Below are 15,735 nucleotides of genomic sequence, written 5' to 3'. Positions count from 1 at the left end.
ATGCTTGTCTGAGGTAGTTCAGTTTAGTTGCTTAAGCGGCTAAACTGCTTTTTGTGCAAATATATGTACATTTTATGTAGCATGCATGATAAGAATTCTGTGTATTCCATATACTACCTCATATGAAAGGTAGGCAAGTGATACAATACAGTTTGTTTTTAGGAGAGCTTTTATGAAAAAACGCCGGTTGGACTTTATTTTTTTATTTATTATTTTACTTTCAATTTATGCTTTCTTTTTTACCTCTATTGATATTCATTGGAAGTATGCCTTAGTTGGATTATATGGTGTCATCATTTTCATTTGTATGTATTCACTTATGCTTGAAAATCGAACGCCTGAAAGTACGTTGGTTTGGATGTATGTCCTCTTTTTCTTCCCTGTTGCAGGCTTTTTCTTTTATTTGTATTCAGGACAGCTCTATTTAAAGGGGCATATGTTCAAAAAAAAGCGTATGCATAACCGAGAGATGCTTAGAAAGATGGCAGATAAAGAAACGACGCCTGATCTATCAACGCTTCAATCTCATCAGCGTTACTTTGCTCAGTATCTTCAATGTGTATCTTTGACAAAGATGAATGTTCATACAAAAACCTACGTCCTTAAGAACGGGCAAGAAACGTTTAACGAAATCAAAAAGCATTTGCAGTCAGCCAAACATTTTATTCATATGGAATACTACATGTTTCACTCAGATTCGTTAGGAAAAGAAATCATTGATATTTTAATTAAAAAAGCAAGCGAAGGTGTAGAAGTGCGCTTTACGTTTGATACAATGGGAAGCTTTACATTATCGGGTTCAGATATTAAGCGAATGAAGAAAGCGAATGTTAAAGTGCATCCTTTCTTACCTATTAAGTATGGATTTTTTAATCAAAAATTTAACTTTCGAAACCACCGTAAAATAGTTGTAATTGATGGGGAAGTAGGTTTTGTAGGGGGACTAAATGTAGGAGATGAGTACTTAGGGAAAAATAAAAAAATCGGTTTTTGGCGAGATACCCACCTGATGTTAAGAGGTGAATCTGTTCAAACGCTGCACTCAATTTTTATGTTTGACTGGGAATACGTTTCTGGAGAATGCTTAATTCATAATGAAGCGTATACAAAACCTCATCGTGTTGAAGGAGAAGGGTTCGTTCAAGTAGTGGCGACGGGGCCAGATACGCAGGAAAATATGAGCGACTATTATTATACAATGATTACAAGCGCGACGAAGTCAATTTGGATTTCTACCCCCTATTTTGTTCCAAACGAAGCTATAAGAACTGCTCTTCGTATTGCGGCTAGAAAAGGTGTAGAAGTACGAATTATGGTGCCGGAAATTAATGATGGCTTTCTGACTCAATATGGAACAAGATCATATTTTGCCGAACTTCTTCGATGTGGAATTGAAGTATATTCGTATAGAAAAGGATTTTTGCATCAAAAAATTGTGATTATCGACGGAGATATGGCTTCGGTCGGTACCGCAAATATGGATATGAGAAGTTTTCATCTGAACTTTGAAGTGAATGCATTTTTAATTGAGGGAGAGACGATTCAAACGCTCATTAAAAATTACGAAGAAGATATGGAAGACAGTCATTTGATCAAACCAGTAGCATTTTACAAGCGAAGCTTAGTAGAACGTTCGAAAGAGTCATTTGCTCGCTTATTTTCAGGTGTTTTATAAAATAAAGTTTGTTTTCAAAAAGCAGGAGGAAACGTATGGGTGAATCTCCATTTGTTAAAAAAGATACGTTTGGTCGAAAGTTACATCGCTTAAAAGAACGCACTAAGCCGTTTGTCGTGCGTTTTTCACGGTTTGGTCATGTAGCTCAAGGTGTGGTCTATTTTGTCATCGGTATATTAGCGATTCAGACAGCTTTCGGATTAAAAGGCGATTTAGTTACTTCTCAAGGGGCCCTACACACAATTGCAAAGCAGCCGTTTGGATTTTTAATTTTAATCGTTTTGGCAGTAGGTTTAAGTGGATATGCGTTTTGGCAAATCATTTCTGCTATTTTTGACCCTCACCACGTTGGGCATGGTGTAAAAGGCGCTTTTACTCGTTTAGGCTATTTAGTTGTAGCCACGTTTTATATTAGTCTTTGTGTGAGTTCGATAAAAATTTTGCTTCATGCTCACGTTCATACGTCAGGTAAGCATTATCAAACGGTATCAGCCAAGCTGTTATCTTATCCCTTTGGGCAAACCATCATTGCGCTTACAGGTATCGGCGTTATTATCTTTGGGATTGGACAAGTATATTGGGCTCTTTCAGGACGCTTCCTAAAAAAACTAAAGAAAAACGAAATGTCAAAAGAAGAGTGGCGATGGAGCGGGCATATTGGAAAAGCGGGTATTATTGCTCGAAGTATCGTCTTTGGGATTATTGGCTTCTTTCTTATTCGCACGGCTCTTCAAGCTGATCCAGATGAAACGAAAGGGTTAGATGGAGCCCTTGCTGAAGTAGCGCAGCGTCCTTTTGGGTCTGTACTGCTGGCTATCGTATCAATCGGGCTTATGGCATACGGAGTATATATGTTTGCAGAATCAAGGTATAAACGAATTGATCCTTAATAAAATTAAAAAGATGAAAAAGCTACTTTTTAGCCTTCTGCTCATATCATATAGCAGATAGATAGTGAACAGGAGGAGAGGCAGATGCCATCGGTAGTAGGAGCCGTAAATATCTCGAATGTATTGGTTTCATCTTCAGTGGAGTTTGGTGATTGTCTGGCTATTAAGCCAAAGAGTACAGCTTTTACAACAGTCGGTTCTGGTAGCGGGAACACAGGAAACTTTATGAATATTACAAGCAGTGCCAGTACCGCCAATACAATTGATATGGATATTAACGATCAAAATGTAGTGGGAAATGCATAAGAAACGAAAGCTTATCGTCATCGGACGGTAAGCTTTTTTATTTGAGTTTGACGTATACCCAGACGTTTCTTTACCACAATGTACCTCTAGGATTCTATCTTATAGGAGTAGTAAACTAGACAGGTGATGTCAAAAAGTGGGGAGGCGAGATTATCAAATGAAGAAAATATGTATGAGCCTACTTATTCTCTGTCTTTTCAGTGGAGGATTGGCCCCAATAAGTAAAGGAGACGCTGCTTCTTCAGTAGGCACTGTCAAAGGTGATAATGTAAATGTGTATCGTTCTCCATCTTTACATTCTTCGGTTGTTCAGACAGTGAAAAAAGGAGAAGAATTTCCTGCTATTTCATCTGAAGCGGGAGATGCAGCTCAAGTTATCACCCATAAAGTAGTGCCAGGAAATACACTATGGCTACTAGCTAAACAATATGGTGTAACAGTCAGCGAGCTAATAAAACAAAATCAGCTAAAAACGACGGAGCTAACTCCGGGGCAAACGCTGAAAATACCACCAAAAGGCTTGTTACATAAAGTAGTATCAGGAGATACGCTTTGGAAAATCTCTGTAAAGTACGGTGTAAAAGCGACTGAATTAACAAAGTTAAATCAGCTATCATCAACAAATATTAAGCCTGGACAAATGCTTATTATTCCTGATTACTATGTACAAGTACAGCTTTTGGAAGGGAAAAAGGGCTGGATCAAAAAATCTGATTTAGCACAAAAGAAGCATCAGCCAGTAGTTATGGGCTGGAGCTTTAATGAAAAAACAGCAGGCTATGCAGAATCGATGAAACAAAAGAACTTAGACGTTGTTTCACCACGCTGGTTTACGTTAACGCGGAGTGACAAAGTTGTTTCATCTTCTATAAATCCATCGTATGTTCAAACAGCTCACAAAAACGGCAAAAAAGTCTGGCCGCTCATCGGTAACAATTTCGATGATGTGCTGACAAGTGACGTCCTAGGCAATAAAACAAAGCGGCAAAAGCTTGTATTGTCAGTCGAAAGTTCGCTTGTGAAAACAAACAGTGACGGTATTAACGTTGACTTTGAAAATATTAATATCAAAAACAAACAAGATTTTGTTTTATTTATTAAAGAATTAAAAGCAGCGTTAAAGCCTCATGGTATGACCGTTTCAGTAGACGTAACACGAGAGAATAATGATCCGTTTTGGTCAGGAAGCTTTGATCGAAAACAGATTGGTCAAGTTGCAGATTACGTCATTATGATGGGTTATGAAGAACACTGGGGAGGAAGTCAGGTTCCAGGGTCTGTGGCTTCGCTGCCTTGGGTGAAAGAAGGAACAGAACTTCTTATGAAAGATGTACCTGCACACAAAATCCTGCTGGGAGTTCCTTTTTATACGCGAGAATGGAAAACGGATCTATCGACCAAAAAAGTTGTCACAAAAGACTTAACGATGAAAGAAGCCGAAGCAATTATCTCTTCTAAAAAGTTAACTAAAAAATGGGACAGCCAAGCCTCTCAGTACTATGTAGAATACACCGAAAATGGTACGAAGCATCAAATATGGCTCGAAGACAAAGCATCTATGCAGCGCCGGGTTAAATTAATTAATGACTATCATTTAGGCGGGGCGGCAGCTTGGTATATTGGTTCAGAAACATCAGATATATGGGAGTTATATAACTTCTAAATAAAAAACACACCTTATGCTTAATGTAGCTAGGTGTGTTTTTTATTTTCATCATATTGAAGCGCATACATCTATTTACAAACAAGATAAATTTTACAATATTTGTTTTTCTTGAGTTAATTTATAACTATATTCCAAAATGAGCCTATTTAACCTTTTTTTAGTTGAAAACGCTTAATGACTTTACGATAAAGATAATTTATAGTAAATTCAGTTTCTATACAATAAATTTACCAAATGAATAATTAAGTTATTTAATTATTAACTAAGTGAAAGGAATGGATGTTATGGGAAATGTATTAGTAATAGGCTTTCCAGGTGAAGGACATGTGAACCCTTCTTTAGGAATTGTAAAAGAATTAATGGCTCAAGGGGAGAAGGTCGTCTATTACGGCATTGAAGACTATGCTGAAAAAATCCGAAAAGCAGGAGCGGAATTTCGTGAATACGAAGATTTTCGTCCAAGTCTTGATATGAGCAACCGGATGACCAAAGAAGAGTCTTATGACCGCTATGAAATAATGAATTTGTTTTTAAATGAATCTGAAAATATTATTACTAAAATTATGAGTGAAACGAAACATGAAACATATGATTATGTACTTTATGATTATCACCTTTTAGCAGGTTCCGCTGTGGCCGACCTTCTTCAGCTTCCAAAGGTTTCTCTTTGTACGACGTTTGCGTTAAATAAGGAGTTAGCAACTTGTATGATGCCAAGTGGTCAAACAGAACCTGACCAATCTTCCTTTTATCCTCAATTCGAAAAATCATTAAATAAGTTCAACAGCCAATATAATACGGAGTTAAAAGACTCCATGGACATTATGTCAAATCCAGGGGATATTACGTTAGTATTTACGTCAGAATTCTTTCAGCCGCACGTATCTGAATTTACGAGTGAGTACAAGTTTATTGGTCCTTCAATTGTTAAACGACTAGATATTGAAGATCCTTCTTACTTACAAAATGAAAATGAAAAAATTATTTTTGTTTCTATGGGAACTATTTTTAATCAGCAGCTAGAAATCTATAACTTATGTATAGAAGCATTAAAAGATTTTGAGGGTAAAATTATTTTATCTATTGGTAAAAATACAAAACCTGAAGAATTAGCACACATTCCAGAAAACTTCGTTGTAAAACAATACGTACCGCAGCTAGAAATTTTAAAACGTGCGGATTTATTTATTACTCACGGCGGAATGAACAGCAGCAGTGAAGGATTATACTACGATACACCGCTTGTCGTTATTCCAATGGCAGTGGATCAATTTATGGTGGGCGATCGCGTGCAGGAGTTAGGAGCAGGCGTGAAATTAGATAAAAATAACGTATCTGCTGAGCTCATCAAAAATACAGTTAACGACGTTTTAACTACTCACACATATAAACAGCATGCACAACAAATCGGAGAATCACTTCGCTCAGCGGGAGGATACAAGCAAGGTGTGAAAGAAATTTTCAAGATGGTGCCTGTTAAAGCGTAATAGATGTAAGACAGCTAGATAACTAACAGAGAGGAGTAAATCATATGCAGACTATAAAAAAAGCAGTTATACCAGCAGCAGGGTTAGGTACTCGTTTTTTACCCGTTACAAAATCTATCCCAAAAGAAATGCTTCCAATTGTAAATAAGCCCGTCATTCAATTTATTGTGGAAGAAGCCTTAAAATCAGGCATCGAAGATATTTTAATTGTTACAGGAAACGGAAAACAAGCGATTGAAAATCATTTTGACCATAATATTCAATTAGAACACTTGCTTCATCAAAAAGGAAAGACCGAACTATTAGAGGAAATGGAGCATATCTCTGAACTAGCGAATATTCATTACGTTCGTCAAAAAGAAATGAAGGGCCTTGGCCATGCGATTGGCTGTGCTCGACAATTTATTGGAAACGAACCGTTTGCAGTTTTACTTGGAGATGACTTAACAGACCCAGATCAGCCTTGTTTAAAACAGCTGATTGACCAGTATACCCAAACGGGATCGTCGGTTATCGGCGTGCAGCGCGTAGAGGAAGAAGCCGTTCATCGTTACGGGATTATAGATCCAAAAGCAAATAAAAACCGATTATACGAAGTGAATGGTTTTGTAGAAAAACCATCAGTCGAAGAAGCTCCGTCTAATTTAGGAATTATTGGACGCTATGTATTTACACCTGACATTTTTGATTATCTTGAAACGCAGGAAGCTGGAAAAGGTGGGGAGATTCAGCTAACGGATGCTATTCAGCGTATGAATATAGACCGTTCTATTTATGCTTACGAATTCGAAGGCGAACGTTATGATGCAGGGGAAAAATTAGATTTTATTTTTACGACCCTTGCTTTTGCGTTAAAAGATGAAGAATTAAAAGCACCTCTTTTAACTAAATTCAAAGAGCTGATCAACAAGGAAGAACAAAAAGAAAAAATTGCTGTACAAATTGGAAAATAACCTTCATTTACACACCTTTCTTCTACTGTTTCTTGAAGAAAGGTGCGTTTTTTTGCGAAAATGGAACGTTTGACAGCTGGATAGAACTGGATAGAAAGGGTTGAAATGAGTTTATGTCGAAAACAGAAAATTCGTTTGTATCAGGCATAAAGATTGTATTTACAGACCGGGATTTTCGAACGATTTTTATTTCATTATTTATTATTGGGTTGTCTGTTGGCGGCTTTATGCCTTATTTAACGGTTTGGGCAACAAATACATTGCACGCCACTTCGTTTCAAGCAGGATTTTTATTTGTCCCAATGAGCATTCTTGGTTTAATCGTCTCGTTTTATTTGGCTTCTTTATCAGACAAATGGGGAAAACGAAAGCCATTTATTATTTGGGCCTTACTGATTGGAACCATTTCAAGAGTTCCCTTAGCGTTTACGCATTCTTATACAATAGCACTCATTTTACTTGCTATAGGAGGGTTTAATGCGTTCTCTTTTTTCTTTGCTCTGCTGAATGATTTTATTGTTAAAAAGGAAGAAAGTAAATCGCAGGCAGGTACGATTACCGGTACTGTGCGAATGGCATTTTCACAAGGCTATATTTTTGGACCGATGCTCGGAGCTTTAATCATTGACCACGGAGGGTATACTCTTTTATTTTTACTATCAGGGTTGTTATCGCTGGCAACTTTAGTGTGGGTTCTTTTTGCGCTTAAAGAAGACAGTATGCCTCAACCTTCAGCACATGCATCTTCAAAAGCGCCAGCTGGTATACCTTCTGTATTAATAGCTGTATTCGTAGCAGCTCTTTTCATTTTTGCGGGTGATTCCGGACGTTCTATGTATTTGCCGCTGTATATAACGGATACGTTAAAGCAATCCGTTTCGATTGTAGGAATTCTTTTTACCGTTACGTCTGTTTTTGAACTAATATTTATGCCGTTAGGAGGCTATTTTTCTGATAAAATCGGAGTCAAACGCTTCTTTGTTATCGGCATAGCTTGCCAAGTGCTTTATTTTGTTTTAACAAGCCTTCATTTACCGCTGAGTGGATTGATTGCGCTTCAAGTATTTTATGCTTTCATTCTATCCGCTACAATGGGAGTTGGCATGGTGTATGCTCAGTCACTGGCCCCGCGTCAAATTGGACTAGCCACGACGGCATATATGACAGCTATACAAACTTCAGCAGTTGTCAGCAGCTTAGCTATGGGGTCACTAGTTAGTGTGATTCCGTTGCCTTCTACTTTTTACATTTTAGCTGTTTTTGCGGTTATTTCAGGTGTAATGTTTCTATTGATGAAGCAAAAATCAGCTGAGGAAGTGAGCTGAAAAGTTAAGAAGAGGTTGAGATATTACCAAATTAATCTAATCTAAAGACAAACAAATAGTATGCATGAGCTGCACTGCTTGTGACACCGCAGTTGATTTCCGTGCAAGTCTTCGCCTTGCTCTCCAATCAACTGCTAGAAGGACCTAAAGAAATGACACATACGTTCACCATAACAAAAAACGAACCATTCATTAATGGTTCGTTTTTTTACTTTCTCTAAAATACTTTTGCCCCCAGCCTCTTTTTTATGAGGCTGTTTCTTGAATTTGTTCGCGGGGCTTTTTATTTAAAATTTTGCGGTAGCGGTAATTAACAAAAGCCGCCGCCGCCATACCTACTACTGAAAGCATCGCATCAAAGATAAAGATAATTGAAATATGTCCCGTTTTAGACATGAGCCCTGTTGCTAAAGGCAATAAAATTGCAGCTAATCCAGCAGCGGTCGCTACAATTCCTGTAACCGTTCCTTTTTTGTTCCAGAAAAGCTCGGTCATAACGGTAATCGCTAATTGAAAGACCCCAGCCGTAGAAAATCCCATGAAAAAAGCAGCTGCAATTGCAATAGCAGGTACTTTAACAAATAGAAGCGTAAGTACAGCGATAAGGGTAATCATCGGGTAAACGAGAATAACCGTTACAGGACGAAGCACTTTGCTTAATAATACGGCTAATACTAAAACAGAGATTAAAGCTCCGATGCTGTAGTAGCTTAAAAGGCGAACCGAGCTGCTTTCAGCCATACCTAATACTTGTTGACCATAAGTAGGAAGCCAAATTTGAGCCACTGTAAACAGAGCTGTAGAAGTAAATCCAATCACAATAAGAGCGATTCCTTCTTGTTTCATGTTAGGAGGAGAGATAAATTTATTCTCTTCTGTACTTTGCTGTTGAACTGTATTCTGTTCGCGTTTATGATTGGGAAAAGGCAGTTTGAACATAAAGATCATATTTAGTAAATAAATAAGAGCGGGAAGGAAAAAAGCATACCCATAAAACAAATCACGATCCGCAAAAAAGGCAATCATAAACGGCAGAAGCGCTGCTCCAGCTGATATAAATGCTTTTACAAGAACACTGGCTGAACCTGAAGATTTAGGAAAAACTTCAATCAAAGCAGGGTATGTTCCAGCGTCCATAGCAGAGTTTGCAATACCAGCAATAATGGCAAAGATAAAGGCTGTTTGATAATTTGGCGATAATGGAATGCCAATTAAGAAAATAGCCATCGTCAGAGACGAAACAATAATCAAAGGTTTTCGTCCGACTTTATCAGACAAGATGCCTGATAGAGAATATGAAAGCAATTTTCCAATTCCGATAGCAGAAATGATATAGCTGATTCCAGCACCGTCGGTATTTAATTGTTTTGTCAAAAATGACATATTTGATGCAAGCATGATATTGACCATGCCAAGTAGAAAATAGTTAATATACATACCTGAAGCTGACAGCATGTACTTATTTTTCATCGTTTACACATCCTTACGTAAAAAAGCTTATATGAAATGGATAAAAGCAATCACCCAGCCCTCCTTTTTTCATCGTTATTTATAAACCTACTTCCATGATAAGTTTATGAAGACATTACCTTTACCTTTTATCATTGGATTTATTCAGTTCTTTTTAGTATGCGACTAAATGCGTGCATCTAGTGCTTCAAATCAATATGAAATCTATTCTAACATGTTTTTAGCGCTTTAAACCAAAAAAGTGATATTTTATAAAAAAATCCTATCTTCTTTCGCGGCTTCACAAAAGAAACTCCACAAAAAATGTTCGCTTTAAAGCCAGGCTGCACAAGAAGTACCTCTTAATGATGGTTATTAAAAATGAGAAAAGGGTATTTATAAACTAAGGAAAAAGAAATAAGGGAAGAAAGGTGGAAACAATGAAGCACAAAGTATTTTTTGATGCGGAATGTCCTTTATGTTACAACGTAAAAAAAATAATTAAAGCGCTGGACTGGACGAACCAAATCCAGTGGATTCCAGTTCAATACATTGAGCGAACGGAGTATAGCTACTTAAAAGAAGAAGGAAGAGACTTATATGATCAAATTCATATGGTCACCAAAAAAGGGGAAGTATTAGCAGGATTTGAAACGGTCAGACGGCTTTTAGCTGTTTTGCCTCTTACATGTCCAATCGGCGTGCTTCTGCATTTACCATTAATGAAAAAAGCGTTTAGTCCGCTATACAAATGGATATCCACAAACAGGTACGACTGGTTTGGGCGCTACGATTCGCCGCGAACCACATAAACATATAAAAAGGACAAGCTTTTAAAAAGCTTGTCCCTTTTGTTTTGAAAACATTATAATTTATACATACTTTAATTTCTAAAAACGTATGTGACCGAGATGCGTAAATTCTAGAAAAGCAGCTATAGCTGAAAGGGAGAACTTTATATGAAAACAAAATGGACAGCTGAACGAATGCCTGATCTAACGGGGAAAACTGCCCTTATAACGGGAGGAAACAGCGGTATTGGGTTTGAAGCTGCAAAGGCTCTAGCAGCTCGCGGAGCAGAAATCATTCTTGCTGTGCGTAATGAAGCAAAAGGGAAAGAAGCTAAGAAAAGAATTAAAGCGGATAACGGAAATGCTAAAATGACTATTATGTCATTAGATCTTAGTGACTTGAGCTCTATTTGGCATTTTGCCAATCAATTTCTTCAACAATACTCGTCTTTGGATCTTCTCATTAATAATGCAGGCGTGATGGTGCCGCCTCACAGCAAAACGAAAGACGGATTTGAACTGCAGTTTGGCTGTAATCATTTAGGACATTTTGCACTTACGGGCTTGCTGCTTCCTTTACTAACGGCCACTCCACATTCACGTGTCGTAACGGTAAGCAGTATAGCCGCTAATTCTGGAGAAATCTATTTTGATAATCTCGACGGAGAAAAAGGCTACAGTCCAATGAAGTTCTATAGACAAAGCAAACTCGCCAACCTATTGTTTGCCAAAGAATTGCAAATTCGCTTAGAAGCAGCCGGATCAACGACAATTAGTGCCGCTGTACATCCGGGTATTTCAAATACAAACCTATTATCACGCGGTTCAGGAAAAGAACCAAACGGCTTGTTGAAATTTTTAGTCAAGCTATTTAGTCAATCTGCAGAAATGGGCGCGCTGCCTACTCTTTATGCAGCCACTGAATCAATAGAAGGCGGTACATATATTGGGCCAGACGGAAAAGATGCTAAAAAAGGATATCCTGTAAAAGATATGATGGGAGATGTTTTATTTAAACCGGACGTAGCGGAAAAACTATGGAGCGTATCTGAGGACTTAACAGGTGTTGAGTACTCGTTTCGTGCTTAAGATAAAAAACAGTTCTGTAAGTGCGGAGCTGTTTTTTTGTTGCTCAAAAACTATAGATCAGCGGGTTAAATAAAAAAAAGAATGTTGGATAGCATAATGGTAAGTAAACGTACAATGAGTATGTTCTCTTTTGAGCGATAAAAGCACTCAACAAAGCTCAAGAAGCGGAGGAAAGTAACAGTGCCTGACAAACCTAGTATTACCTCAAGTGAAATTGGAACGCTGTGGATGACATATCAGCAGAAAACGTTAATCATTTGCTTGTTGGATTATATGATTGAACATGCAGACGATGAAGATGCTAAAACAATTATGACAGATTTGCGTGAGCAGCTTATTATATACATACGAAAGATAAAAACAATATTTGAAAAAGAAGGAGCCGTAGTGCCAACCGGGCTTTCATCTCAAGACGTAAACATACAGGCTCCAAAACTATTTACTAATGGATTTGATATTATGTTTCTTCGTGTTATTAAAGAAATTAGTATGGGGATGTATACATTAAGTTTAGGTAAGGCCTACAGAGAAGATGTGGTGAAATTTTATCAAGATTTAACAAAGATTACGCAACATTGTTATGATTCCTGTACGCAGTATTTACTGAAAAAAGGGATTTTATCACGTCCACCCTATATTCCGATGCCAACCACTGTTGAGTTTGTTTCTGACAGAAAATATTTGAGCGGCTTAAATGTATTTGCGGATAAAAGAGTATTAAATACGATGGAGCTAGCTCAGCTTTATCATGGGGTCGAAACAAACATTGTGGGGATGAAGTTAATGAAGGCTTTTTCTCAAACGGCTAAAGATACCGAAGTCAAAAAGCATTTTTTGAAAGGAAAAGAGCTCAGTAAAAAGATTATTACGCGTCTAGAAGAAATAATTATACAAGACGATATTTCACCTTCTGTTGCCTCAACAGGAAGCATCACGACTTCTGAAACGCCTGCTTTTTCTGATCGTTTGATGCTGACATGCGATATTTTACTAAGTAATTTTAGTATTGGAAGTCAGGCATTTGGAGCAGCATTTAGTTTTCGAAGAGATATTGTGGCTAAAATGATGCTGATAGGAGAAGATGCGTTTCAATATGCAAGCGAAGCGACGGAAATTATGATTAAAAAAGGCTGGCTTGAAGTTCCACCAAGTATTGATTAGCTAATATGAAAATACGTATTTACATGATGATCTTTTAAAAGCAATGAATTTAAAATAAGTGAGATAAAAACACGGTGCTGATTCAATACACTTAGTATGTAAATCAACACCGTGTTTTTTGCTTTGTTTGAGCAAGTTATGATGGAAATTATTCAAAGGTATGCTACGATAAGAATTATCTTGAATTGAAGAGGTGTCACGATGAAAATAGAAGTTTGGTCAGATTTTGTCTGTCCTTTTTGTTATATTGGAAAGCGTCGATTAGAGCAAGCGCTTCAGCAGTTTGCACACAAAGATGAAGTGCAGGTTGAATTTAAAAGCTTTGAGCTAGATCCAAATGCTTCAGTTAATACTGGTAAAACGATTAATGAAGCTCTTGCTGCTAAATATGGAATGACCATTGAACAAGCAAAGCAAGCAAATGAAGGGATCGGACAGCAGGCAGCTGGTGTGGGATTATCCTTTAATTTTGACGATATGAAGCCAACTAATACGTTTGACGCTCATCGTTTAGCTAAATTTGCAAAAGCTCAAGGAAAAGAAACAGCTATTACAGAAAAACTCTTATATGCATATTTTACTGAATCAAAACATCTAGGTGAAGAAGCGACGCTGATTGCTCTTGCTGAAGATGCAGGTCTTGATCGAGAAGAAGCACGTCAAATTCTTGCAGATAAAAACGCATATGCAAATGAAGTGCGCAGTGATGAAGCAACGGCTCAGCAATATGGCATTAGCGGCGTTCCGTATTTTGTTATTAATCAAAAATATGCGATTTCAGGTGCACAGCCAGTCGAAACATTTGTAGGAGCTCTCCAACAAGTATGGGAAGAAGAAAATCCGACTCCCGCTTTGAAGAGTTTGTCTCCAGAAGGCGCAGATGATGCCTTTTGTGCAGATGGTCAATGTGCTGTGCCTGATCCTTCTAAAGACCAACAATAAAAGAAAGCAGAGGCGGAAAATTCCGGCTCTGCTTTTTGTTTATTTGTGAAAATTTTATCCAAAACACAAACATGTGTTCTGTTTTTGTGCTATAATAGACTTAGAAGCAACAAACCTCGATGAGTGAACTCCAAAAATAAGCGATTAAAAGTGATCCCACCATGAACTAGCTTCCATTTAATCCTGCAGGGGGAATCTAAATGAAGAACAAAGTGCGCATTATCCCATTTCAAGTAGTTGAACAATTAAGTCAATTTAATGAAGTCCCACAAGGAGTGGCTCTAATTGGAGCAGAGGAAGTATGGAAGCAAACAAAAGGACAGGGAATAACCGTAGCGGTTTTGGATACTGGCTGTGAGGTTACACACCCAGATTTGCAGGAGCGAATTATTGGAGGAAGAAATTTTACGCACGATGATCAGCAAAATCCTGATGTTTATCAAGACTATAATGGTCACGGTACTCACGTAGCAGGCACAATTGCAGCAGCTCATAATGGAGCGGGCGTTGTAGGAGTGGCTCCTGAGGTGAATTTACTTATCCTGAAAGTACTTGATGGGAATGGTTCAGGTCAATATGAATGGATTATTCAAGGTATTACCTACGCCATCCAGCAAAAAGTAGATATCATTTCAATGTCACTTGGAGGTCCGGCCGATGTACCTGAACTGCATGAAGCGATTCAGGATGCTGTTGATCAGAATATTTTAGTTGTCTGCGCAGCGGGAAATGAAGGAGATGGAGAAAGCTCCACAGATGAGTTTGCATACCCAGGCTCATATAATGAAGTGATTAGCGTAGGAGCGGTTGATCTAAAGAAACGTTCTTCGATATTTTCCAACTCAAACAATGAAGTGGACGTAGTGGCTCCGGGGGAGAAGATCATATCAACCTACTTGAATGGAAAGTATGCCGCACTGAGCGGAACTTCTATGGCCACGCCTCACGTGGCGGGAGCTTTGGCATTGATAAAAGTTCTTTCAAATGAAACGTTTGGAAGAGAACTTACAGAACCAGAGCTTTACGCACAGTTAATCAGAAGAACACTTCCATTAAATGAATCACCAAGAGAAGTAGGAAACGGGTTTGTGCACTTGACCATTGTTGAAAAGCTATTGCGTGAAATTCAACGTCAAATGACTTCAGAGGTGATGGGATGAAAAGCAGTTTAGATATATTAATGGTGGAAAAACAGCAGGCAAAAGCCCTTTATCACGAATACGTAAACAAACGAAGCTATTATGATGAAAAGACGGATGAAGAGAGTAAAAATCTTTATTATCGAGGTACTCTCTTTGAAAGAGAAGCCATGCAAGCTTTGTTAACGGAAACGCATCAGCATTTGCTGAGTTATTCGCCGCATAAATATGTATATCCATGGGTGGATCTACAGGAGAATGGAGAGCTGAAGAGTCTGTATTCAGGGAAAGGTATGGATCCGTTAGAAGCGATACAGCAAGATATTGATGCACTTCAGTCGCTTAGTCACTCATCTGTTTCAAGCAATGATATACTGCTAAACTGTGAGCACGTTGTCCCGCAATCTTGGTTTGGAAAACAAGAGCCTATGAGAGGCGATTTGCATCATTTGTTTGCGTGTGAACCTTCTTGTAACAGCCGAAGAGGTAATTCCTCTTATATTGACTTCCCGGATTATACACCGGAAGTTAAGCAATCAGATGTGAAAGAAGGGTGCGGCAAATCAGAAAAAGGTAAGTTTGAACCCGAATATGGAAAAGGAATTGTCGCCCGAGCTACGCTTTATTTTTTAATTCGCTATCATAATAAAATTGACTCTTCACGAGTAGATCTTCCTCTTTTACTAAAATGGCATGAAGAATTTACCGTTTCACTTTATGAAAAACATCGCAATGCAGCAATTTTTGAATTGCAAGGCAACCGAAATCCTTTTATCGATTTTCCTGACAAAGCAGCTGCATTAATGAATTCGGCTTTCTAAAATAAAAAAGGAGCTCCGTTTCTATTCGAAACGGAGCTCCT

Annotated in this window: 14 protein-coding genes; 13 read left to right on the top strand and 1 reads right to left on the bottom strand. The window is 38.0% G+C overall.

The window, feature by feature from the left end; genetic code table 11:
• Positions 1–172: 172 nt before the first annotated feature.
• From cls to ACH0CI_RS11795, 7 genes are all read left to right on the top strand, one after another.
• A complete protein-coding gene (gene cls / locus ACH0CI_RS11825; protein ID WP_033578467.1) occupies positions 173–1,675 on the top strand; it encodes a cardiolipin synthase in 1,503 nt (500 codons plus the stop codon).
• 35 nt (positions 1,676–1,710) lie between these two features.
• Positions 1,711–2,565 (top strand): DUF1206 domain-containing protein, encoded by an 855-nt coding sequence (locus tag ACH0CI_RS11820; protein ID WP_033578468.1) that lies wholly within the window; start codon positions 1,711–1,713, stop codon positions 2,563–2,565.
• Between the two features lie 84 nt (positions 2,566–2,649).
• Entirely contained in the window at positions 2,650–2,871 is a 222-nt protein-coding gene (locus ACH0CI_RS11815) for a spore germination protein (protein ID WP_028413997.1), read from the top strand.
• A 208-nt stretch (positions 2,872–3,079) separates the two neighbouring features.
• On the top strand, positions 3,080–4,534 hold the full coding sequence (locus ACH0CI_RS11810; RefSeq protein ID WP_406901486.1) for a LysM peptidoglycan-binding domain-containing protein: 1,455 nt from the start codon (positions 3,080–3,082) through the stop codon (positions 4,532–4,534).
• Positions 4,535–4,821: 287 nt separating this feature from the next.
• A complete protein-coding gene (locus ACH0CI_RS11805) occupies positions 4,822–6,024 on the top strand; it encodes a macrolide family glycosyltransferase (protein WP_335707251.1) in 1,203 nt (400 codons plus the stop codon).
• Positions 6,025–6,068: 44 nt separating this feature from the next.
• Positions 6,069–6,977: a UTP--glucose-1-phosphate uridylyltransferase GalU gene (gene galU / locus ACH0CI_RS11800; RefSeq protein ID WP_028413994.1), complete on the top strand. Its 909-nt coding sequence runs from the start codon at positions 6,069–6,071 to the stop codon at positions 6,975–6,977.
• Positions 6,978–7,090: 113 nt separating this feature from the next.
• Positions 7,091–8,302 (top strand): sugar efflux transporter, encoded by a 1,212-nt coding sequence (locus ACH0CI_RS11795; RefSeq protein ID WP_406901485.1) that lies wholly within the window; start codon positions 7,091–7,093, stop codon positions 8,300–8,302.
• Positions 8,303–8,548: 246 nt separating this feature from the next.
• Here the strand turns inward: ACH0CI_RS11795 and ACH0CI_RS11790 are convergent, their stop codons facing one another.
• Positions 8,549–9,772, bottom strand: coding sequence for an MFS transporter (locus tag ACH0CI_RS11790; protein ID WP_028413992.1), 1,224 nt, complete (start codon positions 9,770–9,772; stop codon positions 8,549–8,551).
• Between the two features lie 419 nt (positions 9,773–10,191).
• On the opposite strand from ACH0CI_RS11790, the gene ACH0CI_RS11785 reads away from it, so the two are divergent.
• The 6 genes from ACH0CI_RS11785 to ACH0CI_RS11760 all read left to right on the top strand — a co-directional run bounded on the left by ACH0CI_RS11785 (position 10,192) and on the right by ACH0CI_RS11760 (position 15,694).
• Positions 10,192–10,563, top strand: coding sequence for a thiol-disulfide oxidoreductase DCC family protein (locus ACH0CI_RS11785; RefSeq protein ID WP_028413991.1), 372 nt, complete (start codon positions 10,192–10,194; stop codon positions 10,561–10,563).
• A 147-nt stretch (positions 10,564–10,710) separates the two neighbouring features.
• A complete protein-coding gene (locus tag ACH0CI_RS11780; RefSeq protein WP_335707249.1) occupies positions 10,711–11,631 on the top strand; it encodes an oxidoreductase in 921 nt (306 codons plus the stop codon).
• 180 nt (positions 11,632–11,811) lie between these two features.
• Positions 11,812–12,792: a DUF3231 family protein gene (locus tag ACH0CI_RS11775; protein WP_033578473.1), complete on the top strand. Its 981-nt coding sequence runs from the start codon at positions 11,812–11,814 to the stop codon at positions 12,790–12,792.
• Positions 12,793–12,993: 201 nt separating this feature from the next.
• A complete protein-coding gene (locus ACH0CI_RS11770) occupies positions 12,994–13,734 on the top strand; it encodes a DsbA family oxidoreductase (RefSeq protein ID WP_406901484.1) in 741 nt (246 codons plus the stop codon).
• Between the two features lie 200 nt (positions 13,735–13,934).
• The gene (locus ACH0CI_RS11765) at positions 13,935–14,894 is read left to right on the top strand and encodes a S8 family peptidase (protein WP_033578474.1); all 960 of its coding nucleotides are present in this window, start codon (positions 13,935–13,937) and stop codon (positions 14,892–14,894) included.
• Positions 14,891–15,694, top strand: a complete 804-nt coding sequence (locus ACH0CI_RS11760) for an endonuclease I family protein (protein ID WP_335707246.1) — start codon at positions 14,891–14,893, stop codon at positions 15,692–15,694. The genes ACH0CI_RS11765 and ACH0CI_RS11760 overlap by 4 nt, the downstream gene beginning before the upstream one ends.
• Positions 15,695–15,735 lie beyond the last annotated feature (41 nt).

The organism is Priestia sp. 179-F W1.4 NHS (genome assembly GCF_045369295.1).
Classification (GTDB): domain Bacteria; phylum Bacillota; class Bacilli; order Bacillales; family Bacillaceae_H; genus Priestia; species Priestia zanthoxyli.
The sequence above is the reverse complement of the archived record's forward strand: the minus strand, read 5'-3'. Positions and strand labels throughout refer to the sequence as shown.